Source organism: Pseudoponticoccus marisrubri (genome assembly GCF_001482405.1).
Classification (GTDB): Bacteria; Pseudomonadota; Alphaproteobacteria; order Rhodobacterales; family Rhodobacteraceae; genus Pseudoponticoccus; species Pseudoponticoccus marisrubri.
The window spans coordinates 85,997-103,221 of the sequence record NZ_LPXO01000010.1; the positions used below are offsets into that span (position 1 = coordinate 85,997).

The 17,225-nt window shown below is 68.3% G+C and carries 16 protein-coding genes; 5 read left to right on the plus strand and 11 right to left on the minus strand.

Going from position 1 to position 17,225, the window contains the following annotated elements; all coding sequences use genetic code 11:
• The first annotated feature begins 44 nt into the window (after positions 1-44).
• From AVJ23_RS15515 to AVJ23_RS15530, 4 genes are read left to right on the plus strand one after another with little or no spacing between them, the layout of a single operon-like run.
• Positions 45-932 carry a carbohydrate ABC transporter permease gene (locus tag AVJ23_RS15515; RefSeq protein ID WP_058863125.1) on the plus strand — a complete coding sequence of 296 codons (888 nt, stop codon included), beginning with the start codon at positions 45-47 and terminating at the stop codon, positions 930-932.
• 18 nt (positions 933-950) lie between these two features.
• Positions 951-2,018, plus strand: a complete 1,068-nt coding sequence (locus tag AVJ23_RS15520) for an ABC transporter ATP-binding protein (RefSeq protein ID WP_058863126.1) — start codon at positions 951-953, stop codon at positions 2,016-2,018.
• Positions 2,015-2,953 carry an aldo/keto reductase gene (locus tag AVJ23_RS15525; protein WP_058863127.1) on the plus strand — a complete coding sequence of 313 codons (939 nt, stop codon included), beginning with the start codon at positions 2,015-2,017 and terminating at the stop codon, positions 2,951-2,953. The genes AVJ23_RS15520 and AVJ23_RS15525 overlap by 4 nt, the downstream gene beginning before the upstream one ends.
• Positions 2,950-3,786 (plus strand): amidohydrolase family protein, encoded by an 837-nt coding sequence (locus tag AVJ23_RS15530; protein WP_058863128.1) that lies wholly within the window; start codon positions 2,950-2,952, stop codon positions 3,784-3,786. The genes AVJ23_RS15525 and AVJ23_RS15530 overlap by 4 nt, the downstream gene beginning before the upstream one ends.
• Positions 3,787-3,789: 3 nt before the next feature.
• Here the strand turns inward: AVJ23_RS15530 and AVJ23_RS15535 are convergent, their stop codons facing one another.
• From AVJ23_RS15535 to AVJ23_RS15545, 3 genes are read right to left on the minus strand one after another with little or no spacing between them, the layout of a single operon-like run.
• Positions 3,790-4,557, minus strand: a complete 768-nt coding sequence (locus AVJ23_RS15535; protein WP_058863129.1) for an SDR family oxidoreductase — start codon at positions 4,555-4,557, stop codon at positions 3,790-3,792.
• Entirely contained in the window at positions 4,554-5,588 is a 1,035-nt protein-coding gene (locus AVJ23_RS15540; protein WP_084794644.1) for a zinc-dependent alcohol dehydrogenase, read from the minus strand. The genes AVJ23_RS15535 and AVJ23_RS15540 overlap by 4 nt, the downstream gene beginning before the upstream one ends.
• The gene (locus AVJ23_RS15545) at positions 5,585-6,727 is read right to left on the minus strand and encodes a mandelate racemase/muconate lactonizing enzyme family protein (protein ID WP_058863130.1); all 1,143 of its coding nucleotides are present in this window, start codon (positions 6,725-6,727) and stop codon (positions 5,585-5,587) included. Before AVJ23_RS15545 ends, AVJ23_RS15540 begins: the two co-directional genes overlap by 4 nt.
• 159 nt (positions 6,728-6,886) lie before the next feature.
• Here AVJ23_RS15545 and AVJ23_RS15550 point away from each other — a divergent pair, with 159 nt between their 5' ends.
• The gene (locus AVJ23_RS15550) at positions 6,887-7,594 is read left to right on the plus strand and encodes a FadR/GntR family transcriptional regulator (RefSeq protein WP_058863131.1); all 708 of its coding nucleotides are present in this window, start codon (positions 6,887-6,889) and stop codon (positions 7,592-7,594) included.
• Between the two features lie 10 nt (positions 7,595-7,604).
• Here AVJ23_RS15550 and AVJ23_RS15555 read toward each other — a convergent pair whose 3' ends face one another.
• From AVJ23_RS15555 to AVJ23_RS15590, 8 genes are all read right to left on the minus strand, one after another.
• Complete coding sequence (locus AVJ23_RS15555) at positions 7,605-8,933, minus strand: aldehyde dehydrogenase family protein (RefSeq protein WP_205626869.1); 1,329 nt, start codon at positions 8,931-8,933, stop codon at positions 7,605-7,607.
• Between the two features lie 110 nt (positions 8,934-9,043).
• On the minus strand, positions 9,044-10,546 hold the full coding sequence (locus AVJ23_RS15560; protein ID WP_058863132.1) for a sugar ABC transporter ATP-binding protein: 1,503 nt from the start codon (positions 10,544-10,546) through the stop codon (positions 9,044-9,046).
• Complete coding sequence (locus tag AVJ23_RS15565; protein WP_084794646.1) at positions 10,543-11,523, minus strand: ABC transporter permease; 981 nt, start codon at positions 11,521-11,523, stop codon at positions 10,543-10,545. Before AVJ23_RS15565 ends, AVJ23_RS15560 begins: the two co-directional genes overlap by 4 nt.
• A gap of 64 nt (positions 11,524-11,587) precedes the next feature.
• Positions 11,588-12,616, minus strand: a complete 1,029-nt coding sequence (locus tag AVJ23_RS15570) for a sugar ABC transporter substrate-binding protein (protein ID WP_058863134.1) — start codon at positions 12,614-12,616, stop codon at positions 11,588-11,590.
• Positions 12,617-12,668: 52 nt separating this feature from the next.
• The gene (locus AVJ23_RS15575; protein ID WP_058863135.1) at positions 12,669-13,625 is read right to left on the minus strand and encodes an ABC transporter permease; all 957 of its coding nucleotides are present in this window, start codon (positions 13,623-13,625) and stop codon (positions 12,669-12,671) included.
• Positions 13,626-13,752: 127 nt separating this feature from the next.
• Positions 13,753-15,366 carry a GMC family oxidoreductase gene (locus AVJ23_RS15580; RefSeq protein ID WP_058863136.1) on the minus strand — a complete coding sequence of 538 codons (1,614 nt, stop codon included), beginning with the start codon at positions 15,364-15,366 and terminating at the stop codon, positions 13,753-13,755.
• Positions 15,367-15,477: 111 nt separating this feature from the next.
• Positions 15,478-16,503: a zinc-binding dehydrogenase gene (locus tag AVJ23_RS15585; RefSeq protein WP_058863137.1), complete on the minus strand. Its 1,026-nt coding sequence runs from the start codon at positions 16,501-16,503 to the stop codon at positions 15,478-15,480.
• A gap of 10 nt (positions 16,504-16,513) precedes the next feature.
• Positions 16,514-17,224, minus strand: coding sequence for an SDR family NAD(P)-dependent oxidoreductase (locus AVJ23_RS15590; RefSeq protein ID WP_058863138.1), 711 nt, complete (start codon positions 17,222-17,224; stop codon positions 16,514-16,516).
• Position 17,225 lies beyond the last annotated feature (1 nt).

A 17,225-nucleotide genomic window follows, 5' to 3' on the forward strand; every position in this document is an offset into this window, starting at 1 on the left:
CCACCGCGCCCGTCCCGACGCCCACCCCTGACAAGGAAGACGCCGTGACCCCTTCGTTCCGCCTGCCGACCGCCGCCGGCACGCCCTACCTGTTCCTGCTGCCGGGGCTGGTGATCCTGGGCGCGCTGTTGTCGGTGCCGCTCTACAAGGTCGTGGAATACTCGCTGTATGACAATGTCATCGTCGAGCGGAACCCGACCTTCGTGGGGCTCGACAATTACCGCGACATCCTGGGCGATCCGGGCTACTGGAGCGCCGGGTTCAACACGATCGTCTTCACCGTGGGCTCGGTCATCGGCCACATGATCGTGGGCATCGGGCTGGCGCTGCTGGTCAATGCCGACATCCACCCCCGCGCGCGCACCTTCTTCCGCTCGATGCTGGTGCTGCCCTGGATCTTCACCGCCGTGGTCGTGGCGCTGAACTGGCAGCTGCTGCTGAACCCGTTCGGCCTGCTCAACTACGTGCTGGACTGGCTGGGCCTGATCACCGAGCCGCTGGACTGGCTGGGCAATCCCGACCTGGCGATGTGGTCGCTGCTGGTGATCTCGACCTGGCGCGGCTACCCGTTCATCATGGTCAGCTTCCTGTCGGGGCTGCAGACCGTGCCGAAGGAACTCTACGAGGCGGCCGAGATCGACGGCGCGGGGTTCTGGCACAAGTTCTGGCACGTCACCCTGCCGCAGCTGAAACCGGTGATCTTCGGCGTGGCGCTGCTGGACCTGATCTGGACCTTCCAGCTGTTCCCGCTGGTCTGGCTGACCACCGGCGGCGGCCCCGGCCGCGCGACCGAGGTGCTGTCCACGCTGACCTTCCGCCTTGCCTTCGTCGATTTCGAATTTGCCCGGGCGGCCACCGTCGCCGTCTCGATCCTCATCATCTCGGCAGCCTTCACCGTGCTCTACCTGCGCAACGAAGCGCGGCGCCTGTAACGCCCCGGAGACCCCCTCATGTCCCGCATCGAAATCTCGAACCTCGTCAAGATGTATGGCAGCCACAAGGCGCTGCACGGCATCGACATCTCGATCCAGCCCGGCGAGTTCTGCGTGCTGGTCGGCCCCTCGGGCTGCGGCAAGTCCACCACCCTGCGCATGGTCGCGGGGCTCGAGACCATCTCGGGCGGCGAGATCGCCATCGGCGACCGCGTGGTGAACGGGCTGCGCCCCAAGGAACGCGGCATCGCCATGGTGTTCCAGAACTATGCGCTCTACCCGGCCAAGACGGTCCGCGGCAACATGGCCTTCTCGCTGAAGCTGTCCAAGATGCCCAAGGCCGAGATCGACCGCCGCGTGAACGAGGTGGCCGAGATCCTGGAACTGACGCCGCTTCTGGACCGCAAGCCCGCCGCCCTGTCGGGCGGCCAGCGCCAGCGCGTCGCCATGGGCCGGGCCATCGTGCGCGACCCCGAGGTCTTTCTCTTCGACGAGCCGCTGTCCAACCTCGACGCCAAGCTGCGCGGCCAGATGCGCGCCGAGATCAAGCGCCTGCACCAGCGGCTGGAGAACACGATCATCTATGTCACCCATGACCAGGTCGAGGCGATGACGCTGGCCGACCGCATCGTCATCATGCGCGACGGACGGATCGAGCAGCAGGGCACGCCCGACGCGGTGTTTCACGATCCCGACACGGTCTTCGTCGCAGGCTTCATGGGCAGCCCGCCGATGAACCTGGTCGACTGCATGGTCACGCCGGGCGGGCTGCGGCTGGGCGGGACGGAGCTCGCCTGCACCCTGCCCGAGGGGCTGCGCGCCGGCGATCGGGTGACCTTCGGCATCCGCCCCGACGACATCCGCCCGGCCGCCGACCTGCCCGGCGGCGTGCCCGTCACCCTGCCGGTGGACCTGATCGAGCAGCTGGGCACCGAGAAGCTGGTCCATTTCCGCGCCGGCCCGCACGAGCTGATCGGCAAGACCGGCGGCCGGGTCGATCTGGCCGAGGGCACCGAGCAGCGTCTGGCCTTCGACATGGCGCATGCCTTCTTCTTCGACGCCGAGACCGGGCAGCGCATCCGATGAGCCCCGTGAAACCGGTCGGGCTGGGCTTCGGCCTCCTGGGCACCACCAATACCGCGCCCATTTCCGACGCTCAGGCCGAGGAGATGTTCGCCGCCGCCTGGGAGATGGGCCTGCGCCGCTTCGACACCGCGCCGCTTTATGGCGGGCGGTTGTCCGAGGAACGGCTGGGCCGGCTGCTGCGCGGGCACCCGCGCGACGCCTGCGTCCTGTCGACCAAGGTCGGCCGCTACCGCGCCTATGCCGCGCATGTGGTGAACCCCAAGGACAATCCCGGCGACTGGCATGATTACACGCGCGAGATGACCCTGCGCTCGGTCGAGGAGAGCCTGCGCCTGCTGGGCACCGATCACCTCGACATCGTCTTTGTCCATGATTGCGACGCGTATCTGGACGCGGCGCGCGACGGCGCCCTGCCCGCGCTGGCCGAATTGAAGGCGCAGGGCGTGATCGGCGCGGTGGGCTGCGGCAGCAACAGCGCGGCCACCCACGCGGCCCTGCTGCGCGACAGTGATCTGGACGTGCTGATGGTCGCGGGGCGCTTCACCCTGCTGGACCAGAGCGCGGCCGATACGCTCTTGCCGCTCTGCCTGTCGCGCGGCGTGCAGGTCGAGCTGGCCGCGCCCTTCAACTCGGGCATTCTCGCCACCGGGCCGGATGTGGCGGCCACGCGCTTCGACTACCAGCCGCCCGATGCGGCCCTGCGCGACCGGGTGCGCGCCATCCAGGCCGCCTGCCAAGCCGAGGGCGTGGCCCTCAAACGCGCCGCGCTGCACTATGCCGCCGCCCACCCGGCCGTGACGCGGCTGGTGCTGGGGCTGATCCATGCCGACGGGCTGCGCTCGAACCTCGACGACCTCTCCGCCCCGGTGCCCGACACGCTCTGGCCCGCGCTGGCGCGGCTGGACATTCCCAACCCCACGAGCCTCACATCATGACCACAGCCATCGACGCCCATGTCCATATCTGGGACCGCAGCCGCGGCGAGACCTTCATTGCCGAGACACAGTTTCCCGTGCTGACCGGCCGGGCCTTCCTGCCCGCCGATCTTGTCCCCGTGCTGGAGGAGACGCGCGCCGAGAGCGCGGTGCTGGTGCACGGGCCGGCCACGGTGAAACACGCGCATTACTGCCTTGAGCTTTGCCGCCAGCACGCGATCTTCCGCTCGGTCGTCGGCTGGGTCGACCTGCGCGATCCCGACGCCGCGGCGCAGCTTGCGCTGCAGGCCGGCGACCCGGCCTTTCGCGGCGTGCGCTTCACGCCCATGCTGGATGCCGACCCCGAGGGCTACCTGCGCAGCGCGGGCGCGCAGTCGGTCTGCGCCGCCCTGCAAGGCAATGGCCAGCTGGTCGAGATCCTCGCGCCGCAACCGCTCTTCGGCGCCGTCGCGGATCTTGCGCGCGCCTTTCCCGACCTGCCCGTGGTGCTGGCCCATTTCGGCCTGCCCGACGGCACGCCCGAGACGTTGGAGACGTGGCGGCAGGCCATGGCCGGGCTGGCCGGCCTGCCCAATATCCATGTCAAGCTGTCCGGCCTGCCCCTGACCGCCGATCCCGCCCGCGACCGTGCCATGGCCCGCGACCATGTGGGTGCGATGCTGGATCTCTTCGGCACCGGGCGGCTCATGTATGCCAGCAACTGGCCCGTCGCCACCGCCCTTGCCAGCCCCCGCCACTGGCGCGTTTTGCTGGACGAGACGCTGGAGGCGGCAAAGCTGGGCGCCCCGGAGCGGGACGCCCTCTATCGTGGCAATGCGCTGCGGCTCTACTGAGCCTCAGCGCCCCATCCAGCCGCCATCGACGACCAGCAGCTCGCCATTGACATAATCCGAGGCGGCGGAGGCCAGGAAGACCACGGGGCCCGCGAAATCCTGCGGCTTGCCCCAGCGGCCCTGAGGGATCCGATCGAGGATCGCCTTGGAGCGGTCGGGATCGTCCTGCAGGGCCTGCGTGTTGTCGGTGGCGATATAGCCCGGCGCCAGCGCGTTCACGTTCACGCCCTTGCCGGCCCATTCATTGGCCAGCGCCTTGGTCAGCTGCGCGATCCCGCCCTTCGAGGCGGAATAGCCCGGCACGGTGATCCCGCCCTGGAAGCTGAGCAGCGAGGCGGTGAAGATGATCTTGCCCCGCCCGCGGGCGACCATGCCGCGGCCGATCTCGCGGCTGAGCACGAACTGCGCCGACAAGTTGACCTCGATCACCTCGTCCCACCAGGCATCGGGATGTTCGGCCGCGGGCTTGCGCTTGATCGTGCCGGCATTGTTGACGAGGATGTCGGGCACGATGCCCTCGGCCTCGATCCGCTGGGCCAGCGCATGCACCGCCGCCCGGTCCGTGAAATCGCATTTCAGCGGCGTGAACCGGCGCCCCAGGGCGGTGACCGCCTGTTCCACCTCCGAGCCCGGTTCGAGCGAGGCGCTGACGCCCACGATATCGGCGCCGGCCTCGGCCAGCGCCTCGGCCATGCCGCGCCCGATGCCGCGCTTGGCGCCGGTGACGATCGCGGTCTGGCCGCTCAGGTCGAAGGATTTCAATACGCTCATGCCACGTCTCCCACCTTGATCAGGCTTTTCAGGGCGGTCGGGCTGGCATCCAGCGCCTCGAAGGCCGCCTGGATCTCGGAGAGCGGGCTGACATCGGTGATCACCGTGTCGGCGTCGATCTGCCCCTCGGCCACCAGCGCGATCGCCTTTTCGTAATCCTCGGGTTCGTACACCCGCGCCCCGATCATCTGCAACTCGCGCCAGAAGAACTGGAACAGGTCCACCTGCGGCTTCTTGGCATGGATCGCCACCATGACGATGCGCGCCCGGGTCGCCGCCACGGCGGTCATCGCGTCGACGCCGGGCTGCGTGCCCGAGACCTCGAAGACCACGTCGGCCCCCTTGGATCCGGTGCGGGCCTCGATCTCGGCCTTCAGGTCGGCCTCGGCCGGGTTGACCGTGTCGAAGCCCAGCTTGCCGGCGATCGCCAGCCGGTGCGGATTGACCTCGGAGATCACCACCGTGCCGCCGGCGGCGCGCGCCACCATGGCCACGAGGATGCCGATCGGCCCGCCGCCGATCACCACCACGTCCTCGCCCGGCTGCAGCCGCGACAGCCGCACGTCATGGCAGGCCACGGCCACCGGCTCGATCAGCGCGGCATGGTCCAGCCGCAGCCCCTCGGGCAGGCGGTGCAGGGTGAAGGCCGGCACGTTCCACAGCTGCTGCAGGGCGCCGTCGGTGTCCAGCCCGATGAACTTGAGATTGTGGCTGACATGGGGATAGCCCGCCTCGGTCGCGGGGTTGGGCGCGCCGGGATCGAGCGGGCGCACCACGATGGCATCGCCTTGCGCCCAGCCCTCGACGCCCTCGCCCACCGCGGCGATCCGGCCCGACATCTCGTGGCCGAGGATGCGCTCGAACCCCACGCGCGCGTCCATGTTGCCGTGATAGGCATGCATGTCGGTACCGCAGATGCCGCAATAGGCCACCTGCACCTGCACCTCGCCCGGGCCGGGCGGCTGCGCCTCGATCCGGGCGACCTCGAAGGTCTTGTTGCCGCGGTAATAGGCGGCGGTGATGGTGCTCATCCGTGCATCTCCTCATGCGCTGCTTGCAATCTGTCCCAGTCGAAGACCACGCCGATGCCGGGCGTGTCGGGCGCCACGGCGCGGTGATCCTCGATCACAAGGGGACGGGTGGTGTAGGTGTCGATGGGGAAGGAATGGACCTCGATCCAGCCGGCCCCCTGCCCCGACACGAGGCTGACATGCAGCTCCTGCATGCCGTGGCTGCAGACCGTGATCCCGTGCCGGCGCCCCAGCGCGGCGGCCTGCAGCCAGCCGGTGATGCCGCCGCAATTCGACGCGTCGGGCTGCAGATAGCTCAGCCGCGCATCCGCGACCGCGTATTCGAACTCGTGGATCGTGTGCAGGTTCTCGCCCATGGCCAACGGCATGCCGGTCGCCTCGGCGATCCGGCCATAGCCCTTGTAGTCGTCCGGGATGATCGGCTCTTCGAACCAGGTCAGGTCAAAGGGGGCAAAGGCACGCGCCGCCGCGATGGCCTGGTCGCGGGACATGGAATAGTTGGCATCCACCATGAAGGTCACGTCCGGGCCGATCAGGTCGCGCACCGCCTTCACCCGGGCCACGTCCTCTTCCAGCGTGGGCTGGCCCACCTTGATCTTCACCGCGTCGAAGCCGCGATCGAGATAGCCGCGGATGTTGTCCAGAAGCTTGGGCAGGGGGAAGTTCAGGTCGATCCCGCCGGCATAGGCGCGGCAGCGATCCCCCGCGCCGCCCGCCATGCGCCAGAGCGGCTGGCCCGTGCGCGTCCCGCGCAGGTCCCACAGGGCGATGTCCACCGCCGAGATCGCGAAGGACGCAATGCCGCCGCGGCCCACGTAATGCACATGCCACTGCATCGCCTCGTAGAGCGCCTCGACATCCGTGGCCGACCGGCCCAGCAGGACGGGCGCGAGGTCATGTTCGATCAGCGCGGCCACGGCCCGCCCGCCGCGCCCGCCGGTATAGGTGTATCCCGTGCCCGTGCTGCCATCGGCCAGCGTGACGGTCGCGGTGACGAGTTCGAAATGCGTGTGATCGCCATGCTTGGCATCGCTCAGCACCTCGGCGAGGGGCACGTCGAAGCGGCGCACCTGCACGGAGGCGATGCACGAGGCGGGATCAGGATCGGTCACGGCGGGCCCCTCGGCTGTTTTGATCATACCATTTTTCCGGCATAAGGCGGCATGCCGCGGTGTTTGTCAATAATTGCTTCTCGTTTTCTTGTTTTCGTCGTACCAAAAATGCGTAAATTGACTTCTGCGCCGGGTCTGGTCCAATGGCCGGGAGCGGACGGACGGACCAGGAGGCAGCGGCGCGACATGGACAAGGTGGACGAGACGGGCCGCGCGGCGGATCGCGTGGTGCGCAGCCTGGCCGACCAGATCCGCAGCGGCGCGCTGGCCGATGGCCAGCCCCTGCCGCCCGAGCGCGACCTGATGGAGGCCTTCGGCATCTCGCGCACGGTGGTGCGCGAGGCGGTGCGCACCCTGTCCTCGCGCGGGCTGATCGAGGCGCGGCCCCGTCACCGCCCGGTGGTGCGCAAGCCCGGATACGACGCCGCCTTCGACGCGGTGGGCAGCATCGTGACGCATCTGCTGGGCGAACCCGGCGGGGTCAAGAACCTGTTCGACACGCGCATCATGGTCGAGGCCGCGCTGGTCCGGCAGGCCGCGCAGGAAGCCGGGCGGGGCGACATCGCGGCGCTGAAGGACGCGCTTGCGGCCAATGGCGCGGCGATTGCCGACAGCGATGCCTTCTACCGCACCGACAACGCCTTTCACGGCGTGCTCTACGACATCCCGCGCAACCCGGTCCTGCCGGCGATCCACCGCGCCTATACCACGTGGCTGGCGCCGCAATGGTCGCGCATGCCCCGCCTGCCCGACCGCAACCGCGCCAATTACGAGGCGCATGCGGCGATCTTCGAGGCGATCCTGATGCGCGACCCCGACGCCGCCGAGACCTGCCTGCGCGATCACCTGGACCGCGCCTGGGCGCAGGTGCGCGAGACCTTCGGCGACGTCTGAACCGTGGCCGTCAATACGCCTGGTAGACGGTGCGCTTCTGCAGGTAGCCCTCGATCCCGTGGGTGCCGTCCTCGCCGCCGAGGCCCGAGAGCTTGTGGCCGTTGTGATAGCCCTGCACCAGCCCGGTGATCCCGGAATTGAGGAAGATCGTCCCGGTCTCCAGCCGCTGGATCGCGTCCATGTAGATGCCGGGATCCTGCGTCCAGAGATAGGCCGACAGCCCGTCGGGGCGGGCATTGGCGATGGCCAGCGCCGCTTCGTAATCCTTCACGCGCACCACGGGCAGGACGGGGCCGAAGATCTCTTCGCGCACGGCGGCGGTGTCGGGGGTGGCGCCGGTCAGCACGGTCGGCTCGTACCAGTTGCCGGGGCCCATGGATTCGGCCCGCCGGCCGCCAAGTGCGACCTTGGCCCCGCCCTCGACCGAGGCGGCGACGATCCGTTCGACCCGCTCCAGCGCGTCGGCCGTGGTGATCGGGCCCATGCCGCCATCGGTGGCCGGGTCGCCCAGCGTTACCCGGCCCGCATGGTCCAGCAGCTTCTCGGTGAACGCGTCGGCCACGGCCTCTTCGACCAGCACCGTTTCCGAGCAGATGCAGACCTGCCCGGCATTAGCGAAGCGCGCCTGGGCACAGGCCGCCGCCGCACGGTCGAGGTCGGCATCCTTGAGCACGATGAAGGGCGCTGAGCCGCCCAGTTCCAGCGACAGCGCGGTGATGTTCTGCGCCGCCGCCCGCGCGATGGCCTGCCCGGCGCGGATCGAGCCGGTCAGCGTGATCAGCCGCACCACCGGGCTTTCGACCAGCGGCGCGCCCACCTCGGCGCCGGTGCCGGTCACCATGTTGACGACGCCCGGCGGCAGACCGGCCTCCTGCACCACCCGGCAGAAGACCGAGGCGGTGACCGGCGTCGCCTCGTGCGGCTTGAGGATCATCGTGTTGCCGGTGACCAGCGCCGGGCCGACCTTGCGGCCGATCAGCGCCAGCGGGTAGTTGTAGGCGCACAGGCCCAGCGTGACGCCGTAGGGCACCTTGTAGATGAAGAGCTGCTCGCGCGGATTGTCCGAGGGCAGGATGTCGCCGGTGATCCGGCGCGCGGCCTCGGCGGCATAGGTGATGTAGCGGATCGTGTCCGTGACCTCGCCCGCCGCCTCGGCGCGCGGCTTGCCCTGTTCGCGCACCAGCAGGTCCTCGAACTCGTCGCGCGCGGCGGCGATCCCCTCGGCGATGCGATGCAGGTAGCCGGCCCGCTCGACCGGGGGCAGCATCTGCCACGCCTTCTGCGCGCGGGCGGAACTGTCCAGCGCGCGGTCCACCTCGGCGCGGGTGCAGGCGGGCACCTAGGCCCAGGTCTCGCCGGTGGCGGGGTTGGTCACGGGCATGCGCGCCCCGTCCGACGCCTCGACCCAGTCATTGTCGATGAAGCACTTGTAGAACACGTGGGTTTCCTTCAGGTCGCGTGACCGGCCCCGGCCATGTCGGCCAGCATCCGGTCCTTGTCGAAATGGGGATAGCTGTAATCCTGCACGGTGCGCCCCTCGAAGAGGGTCAGCACCCGGTCGCCCAGCATCAGCACCTCGTCGATCTCGTAGGACAGGATCAGGATGGCGACGCCGCGCTCTGCCAGGTCCTCGATGATGCGGTAGATGTCGGCCTTGGCATGCACGTCGATGCCGCGGGTGGGCTCCAGCAGGATCAGCAGTTTCAGATCCTCGTCCAGCCAGCGCGAGAAGCAGATCTTCTGCTTGTTGCCGCCCGAGAGGAAGCGGATCTCCTGCGCCGGCGAGGCGGTCTTGGTCGAGGTGTCGCGGATCGCCTTGTCGACGATCCCGTCGACGCGGGCCCCGTCGATCAGCCCGGCGGTGACCGATTTCTCGAGGAAGGGCAGCGCGATATTGTCGCGCACCGACAGCGGCGGCAGGATGCCGTTCTTGTCGCGGTTCTCGGTCACCAGCCCCATGCCCTGCCGCACCGCCACGGCCGGCCCGCGGCCCGGTGTCAGCGTCCGGCCCATGTAGCGCACCGTGCCCGTGTAATCCGGGTCCAGCCCGAACACCGCCTTGGCCAGGTCCGGCGCGCCGCAGCCGCGCAGCCCGGTCAGCACCACGATCTCGCCGGCATGCACGTCCAGCGAGACGCCCTCATACTTGCCGGGGCTGGAGAGGTCTTCGACCGACAGCACCACCTCGCCGGTGATCTGCTTGTGCGGCTTGACGAACTGGTCCAGCTCGGCGCCGGTCATCGACTTGATGACCGCGTCCTCGGTGGTCTCGCCGGTGCGTTCGGACAGCACGATCCGGCCGTCGCGCATCACCGTCACCTGCTCGGCGATGCTGAAGATCTCGGGCATGTGGTGCGAGATGTAGATGATCGCGATGCCCTCGGCCTTCATCCGGCGGATGAAGTCGAACAGCATTTCCTTGTCCTCTTCGGACAGGGCCGAGGTCGGCTCGTCCATGACGATCAGCCAGGCATCGGACATCAGCGCGCGGATGATCTCGACGATCTGCTTCTCGCCCGAGTTCAGCTCGCGCACGGGCTTGTGCGGATCGAGGGACAGCCCGAACCGGTCCAGCTGGGCGCGCACCGCCCGGGCCATGCCCGCCTTGTCCAGGAAGGGCGTGCGCCCGCGCCGGATTTCGCGGCCGAGAAAGATGTTGGCCGCCACGGTCAGTTCGTTGATCAGCGACAGCTCCTGGTGGATCATCGCGATGCCGTGGCGCCCGGCATCGGCGGGCGCGGTGATTTCCACCGTCTGGCCGTCGATCAGGATCTCGCCCTCGTCGCGCTGGTAGACGCCGCCGAGGATCTTCATCAGGGTCGACTTGCCCGCGCCGTTGAGGCCGACCAGCGCGTGCACCTCGCCCGCGATGCAGGTGAAATCCACATTGTCCAGCGCGCGGGTGGCGAAGAAGCTCTTGCCGATGCCGTGCATGTCCAGCCGTCGGGTCATTGCGCCTTCCTCCGCTGCACGAGCGTGTCCAGCAGCACCACCCCCAGCAGGATCAGCCCCTTGATCAGGCTCTGCAGGTAGGGGTTGGTGCCGGTCAGCACGAGCCCGTTGATGATGATGCCGTAAAGCAGCACGCCCAGGATCGTGCCCAGCAGGCGCCCGCGCCCGCCGAACAGCGAGGTGCCGCCCAGGATCACCGCGGTGATCGCGTCGAATTCCAGGTAAAGCCCGGTCCAGGGCTGACCCGAGGAGACGCGCCCCACGGTGATGATCGCCGACAGCCCCGCCAGCGCGCCGGACAGGACATAGACCCAGACCAGCGTGCGCTGCGGCATCCGGCCCAGCACGAAGGCGGTGTTGAAATTCGACCCCGCCGCGTAGACGTCGCGCCCGAAAGGCGCGCGGTAGAGCAGCACCGACAGCGCGACGAAGACCAGCGCCACGAAGGGGATCACCACCGGCAGGCTACCCCAGCTCTGCCCGCCCAGCCACAGGAAGGCCGCGTTCGAGACATTGATCGAATCCGCGTCATAGATCACCAGCGCCAGCCCGCGGGCCAGCGCGAAGGTGGCCAGCGTCACCATGAAGGCCGACAGGCGCAGCCGCCCGATGAAGACGCCGTTGATCGCGCCGATGGCCATGCCGGCCAGGATGGCGGCGACGAACCCCAGCGCCGCGCTGTCCGTGGCGGTCAGGGCGATCACGCCGACCCCGCCGGCAAAGGCCACGTTGGAGCCGACCGACAGGTCGATGCCGCCGGTCAGCATGATGAAGGTCATGCCCATGGACACCAGGAACAGCACCGCGATCGAGCGCAGCAGGATGCCGATATTGGCGAGCGAATAGAAATTCTCGTTGGCGATGCCGAACCCGACCGAGGCGATCACGATCAGCCCGACCAGCACGAGATATCGCTGGGTCAGGCTGTCCATCGCCCGTCGCGGGCGCGCAGGCGCTGCGGCCGTGCTCATTGTCATGGGTCTCTCTTCTCGCGAAATCCGGGGCGGCGGCAGAGGGGGCGCCGCCGCCCGCCTGCCTGCCTTACTTCACCGAGTCGGGGCCGAACTCGAGATAGCCGTTCGCGGCCACGTCCAGCGCCTGGTCGACATAGTAGACCTCGACATCCTCGGGGAAGCCGTTCTCGAGCGCGATCTTGTGGTTCTCCTCGGTCATCACCAGCGGGGTGTAGAAGTCATAGACCTTGTCCGGCGTCTCGCCCTTGTGGATGCGATAAGCCATCTGCACGAAGTTCCAGCCCTCGCGCGTGCCCGACAGCAGGATGTCGGCCTTGACCGGGCCGTCCTTCATCTGCTGCAGGATCGGGATGTCGCCGTCATAGCCGAAGAAATCCAGATCCTTGCCGCTGTTGGTGGCGATGGCGATCGAGGGGTACATGTAGGCGTCGGTCACGCCCGAGATCGCGTCGAGATCCTCGAACTGGGTCAGCCAGTTCTCGGCGATGGACTGCGCCTTGACCGTGTCCCAGTCGGCCGGCTGCTCGGCCACGACCTCGACATTGTCGCAGGTGGCGATGCCCTTCAGGATGCCCTCGCGGCGCGCCTCGCCCGAGGGGTTGCCGGCCTGGCCCAGCATCACGCCCACCTTGTAGGGCTCGCCGCCCGAGAGCGCGCAGATCGCCATGCCCTGGTTGGTGCCGTTCACCACGTCGCCCAGGGTAAAGCTGTAATCGGCGCTCTCCATCGGCGAATGCACGGCGATCCAGGTGATGCCGGCCTCCTGCGCCTTGGCGACCAGCGGCTCGAACGCGTCGACATTGATCGCGTTGACGAACATCACGTCGGGGCCTTCGTTGATCGTCACCTCGGTCTGCTGGATCATCTTCTCCAGCGAACCTTCGGCCGACAGCCAGCGGCCGGTGATCTCGGTGTCCTCGAAGGCCTCGTCATAGGCCTCGATCGCGTCCTCGAACCCTTTCAGCCATGCGACGTGATAGGGCGCCACGTGGCCGTCATTGATGAACACGATGTCCAGCGTGTCCTCTTGCGCCCATGCCGGGGCGCCCAGCGTGGCCAGCGCGGTGGCTGCCATCAGCCCTGTCTTGAAAGTCATGTCTTGGTCTCCTCCGAGTTGGTAATTCTGCCCGTGTCCCGGCGGCGGCGCGTCAATGCGCCTCCACCTGTCGCGATTGCCAGAGCAGCCAGTTGGCCCCCAGCGCCGCGAGGATGACCGCGCCCTTGAACACCTGGTGCCAGACGTCCTCGACGTTCAGCAGGTTGAGCGCGTTGTTGATGATGCCGATGAAGAGCAGCCCCCAGAAGGCGCCGCCGATGGTGCCGCGCCCGCCCAGGATCAGCGTGCCGCCGATGATGATCGCGGCGATCCCGTCCAGCAGCAGCCCGTTGCCGTCCAGCCCCGGCTGCACGAAGCCCATGCGCGAGGACAGCATGATGCCGGCAAAGCCGCTGCACAGGCCCGAGACCATGAAGACGCCGATCTTGACCCGGTCCACGTTCACGCCGGCCAGGCGGGCGTTTTCCTCGGAATTGCCCACCGCGATCACCGCCGCGCCCCAGCTGGTGTGGTTGTAGACCACCCAGGCCAGCGCGAAGAGCGCCAGCAGGAACAGGAAGGACCAGTAGAGGCCCAGGAAGGTCTCGGCCCCGATGAAGCGGAAGAAATCGCCCATCAGGAAGATCTGCTGCCCGCGCGGGATGATCAGCCCCGACAGCCCCTGCGCCGAGAACAGCATCGACAGGGTGACGATGAAGGCGGGCAGCCCCAGCTTGGCCACCAGCACGCCGTTGAAGAACCCCAGCGCCAGCGAGCAGACGATCACCGCCACGATCCCCAGCGCGACCCCCCCGGTCAGGCCGAAGAACACGCCCAGCACGATGGCGAACAGGACCGAGCCCATGCCCATGGACAGGTCGATATTGCCCGAGACCACGACGAAGAACTGCCCCAGCGCGATCAGCCCGATCGGCACGATCTGGCGCGAGATGGCCGACATGTTGTCGAGGCTCAGGAAGCGCGGGCTGATCAGGTAGAACACCAGGCACAGCGCCAGGGTGACGAAGATGATGTTCCGTTCGCGCATGACGCGGGACAGGTCTGGCATGGGGTGTGTCCCTTTTGGTCTTACCAAATTAAAGCTATTCCGCATATATCGACCGACCATGTCAACATGATTCCGCGGATATCTGCGTCTATCGGCGGGTATTCCGCTATTTTAGACGTACCAAAAACTACAGCTCGCCCTGCACCATCGCGGCGCAGCGGTCGCCCAGCACCATGGCGGGCGCATTGGTGTTGCCGGCCGGGATCTCGGGCACGGCGGACATGTCGCAGACCCGCAGCCCGGTGACCCCGCGCACCCGCATCCTCGCGTCCAGCACCGCCATCGCGTCGCCCTCGGCCCCCATCTTCGCGGTGCCGGCGGGGTGGAAGTTGGTCTTGACCACGTCCCGGCAATGCGCGGCCAGCGCGGCGTCGGACCAGTCGGTCGGCGCCACCACCTGTTCGATCCGGTCGGCCAGCGGGCGGGTCTGCATGGTCTGGCGGAAATAGCGCAGCCCCTTGACCATCTCGGCCAGGTCCTGCGGATCGGACAGGAAGTTGGGGTTCACCTCGGGCCGCGCGGCCGGATCGGCAGAGGCCAGCCGCACCGTTCCGCGCGAGCGCGGCTTGAGCAGCACGATCTGGATCGACACGCCATGCCCCTCGGCGATGGTCTTCGCCTGCTCGGGGTTCAGGTACATCACCGGGATGCAATAGGCCTCATGCGTGGGCAGCGCCTCGGGGTCGGTCGGGTTGACGAAACAGGCCGCCTCCAGCCCCGTGGTGGTGATGCGCCCGCGCCCGAACAGCTTGAATTCCAGCCCGTTGCGCAGCATGGGCAAGCCGCGATCCTGTCCGTGATAGCCATAAGGCCCGTTGGCCCGCGCCACGATGGACACGTCGGGGTGATCCTGAAGGTTCGCCCCCACCCCGGGCAGGTCGGCCGCCACCGCGATGTCATGGGCGCGCAGGTGATCGGCCGGGCCCAGCCCCGACAGCATCAGCAGCTTGGGCGTGACGAAGGCCCCGGCGGAGAGCAGGATCTCACCCTTTGCGCGGGCCTCGTGCCGCGCGCCCTTTGCGTCGCGCCAGGTCACGCCCACGGCGCGGCCGTCCTCGATCACGATCCGCTCGACCCGCGCCTGCAGGCGCAAGGCAAGGTTCGGATTGTCCTTGAGCGGATCGAGAAACGCATAGGCGGCCGAGATGCGCTGCCCGCGATCATAGGTGAACTGGAAGAACCCGACCCCGCGCTGGCGTTCCCCGTTGAAGTCCGGGTTGAAGGGCTCGCCCTGTGCCTGCAGCGCCTGCACGAACCAGCGCGCCATGTCGTCGACATGGCCGGGGTCCGAGACCACCAGCGGGCCGTCGCACCCATGATAGGCGTCGTTGAACTTGCGGTTGCCCTCCAGCCGCCGGAAATGCGGCAGCACATCCGCCCAGGCCCAGCTGACCCCGTCATTGTCGCCGCGCAGGATCTCGTGCCAGGCGTCGTAATCCTGCGGCCGACCGCGCACATAGGCCTGCCCGTTCACGGTGGAGCCGCCGCCCAGCACGTTGCCCTGCGGGATCTCGGTCTGGCGCCCGCCCAGCTGCGGCTGCGGCGTGCTCTTGTGGGTCTCGAAGAATTTCGAGCCGTTCTTGAGCAGCTTGAAGACGCCCGGCGGCATGTCCAGCAGCGGGTGGCGGTGGTGGTGGCCGCCCTCCAGCAGCAGCACACGCGCCCCGCCCTCGACCAGCCTTGCGGCGGCGACCGACCCGGCCGAGCCTCCGCCGACGACGATGTGATCGTATTCCTGCATCCGGCGCCTCCCCCTTGCGCTTTTGGTATGACCAAATATCCCGAGTACTGACACATCATGCGCGTTTCCCTGTCAATACGCGCGGAACGCCGCGCAGCTTGTCCGACAAGATCAGGGCGCCGCCTGCCCCAGCAGCAGGATCTTGCCAAAGGCGCCCCCGGCCGCCATCAGCGCCAGCGCATCCCCTGCCTGTGCCAGCGGAAAGCTGGCGGCGGTCAGCGCGTCGAAATCCACGGCGCCGGATTCGACCAGCTGCACCGCCGCTTCGAATTCGCGGTTGAACTGGAAGGAGCCGGTAATCTCGATCTCTTTCAGCATCACGAGGTGCAGCATCACCTGCGCATCGCGCGGCTGGATGTTGGACAGGATCGAGACGCGCCCCTTGGGCCGCACCGCCTTGAGCGCGGTGTTGACCGCCGGGATCGCGCCCGAGGCCTCGACCACCACGTCGAAGCGCTTCTCCAGCTCTGCCTCGTCGACCTGCCCGACGACGAACCCCGTCTCGGCCCCCGCCTTCCAAGCGACCTCGACCGCGCCGGGCCGCAGGTCCAGCGCGGTCACATGCGCGCCGCGCGCCGCTGCCCCGGCGATCGCCAGAAGCCCCATCGGCCCGCAGCCCGTCACCAGCACCTGCTGGCCGGCCGAGACGCCACCCTTGTTCAGGCTGTGCAGCGCGCAGGCCAGGGGCTCGGCAAAGGTCAGGTGGCGCGGGTTCACGCCGTCGGCCACCGGGCGGCAGCAGCGCGCCGGGTGGTCGATCACCTCGCGGAAGAACCCGTCGAGATGCGGCACGGTGGTGGCCGAGCCGGGAAACTTCTTGGCGGTGCAGAGGTTTTCCTCGCCCCGCTGACAGGCGACGCAGACCCCGCAATTCATGATCGGGTTCAGCGCGACCAGTTGCCCCGCCCGCAGGTCCGAGCCGTTGGGGTCCGTCACATAGGCGCAGGCCTCGTGGCCCAGCGTCACCGGGTTCTGCAACCGGAAGCCGGCATTGGCGAAATGCGCATAGTAATGCAGGTCGGTGCCGCAGAGGCTGGCCACGGCCAGGCGCAGCCGCACATGGCCCTCCGGGATCGGCCCGGCCTGTTGCGGCGCGGTATCGACGGTTTCGGCGGCGGTGAGTTTTGTCTGAAGCATGGGCGTCCTTTCAGAACCCGACCGCGTAGCCGCCATCGACCGGCAGGTTGACGCCGTTCACATAGGCCGCGCGGTCCGAGGCAAGGTAGAAGACGGCATCGGCCACATTGGCCGGCGTGCCGAACTGGTGAGAGGGGATGCGCCCCTCGATCCGCTCGCGCCGGGCCGGGTCCTTGGCCAGCACCGCGCGGGTCATGTCGGTGTCGATGAAGCCGGGGCTGACCGCGTTGCAGCGGATGCCGAAGGGCGCGGCATCCACGGCGACCGAGCGGGTCAGGCCCACGACGCCGGTCTTGGCGGTCACGTAGGCGGCGGCCGAGGGCAGCGCCATCACCGCCCCCATCGAGGCGATGTTGACGATGGCGCCGCCGGTGTCGCGATGCAGCGCGACATAGCGGCCGCAGGCCGCGAACATGGCGCGCAGGTTGATGTCGAGCACGCGGTCAAGCTCGTCCGGCGCCACGTCCCAGACCGGTTTCTTCAGGTGCACCCCGGCATTGTTGACCAGCGCCGCGATGGGGCCCACGCGCCCGTGCAGATCGGCCAGCCAGTCCGCGGCACGGTCGGCGGCGATGTCGCATTCGATGAACTGCGCGCCGGTCGTGTCGACCTCGGCGCGGCTGCGGGCAACGACATACACGTCAAACCCCGCCTCGATGAAGCGCTGCGTCTGGGCCAGGCCCAGCCCCTTGTTTCCCCCGGTGATGACGGCTGTGGGCATG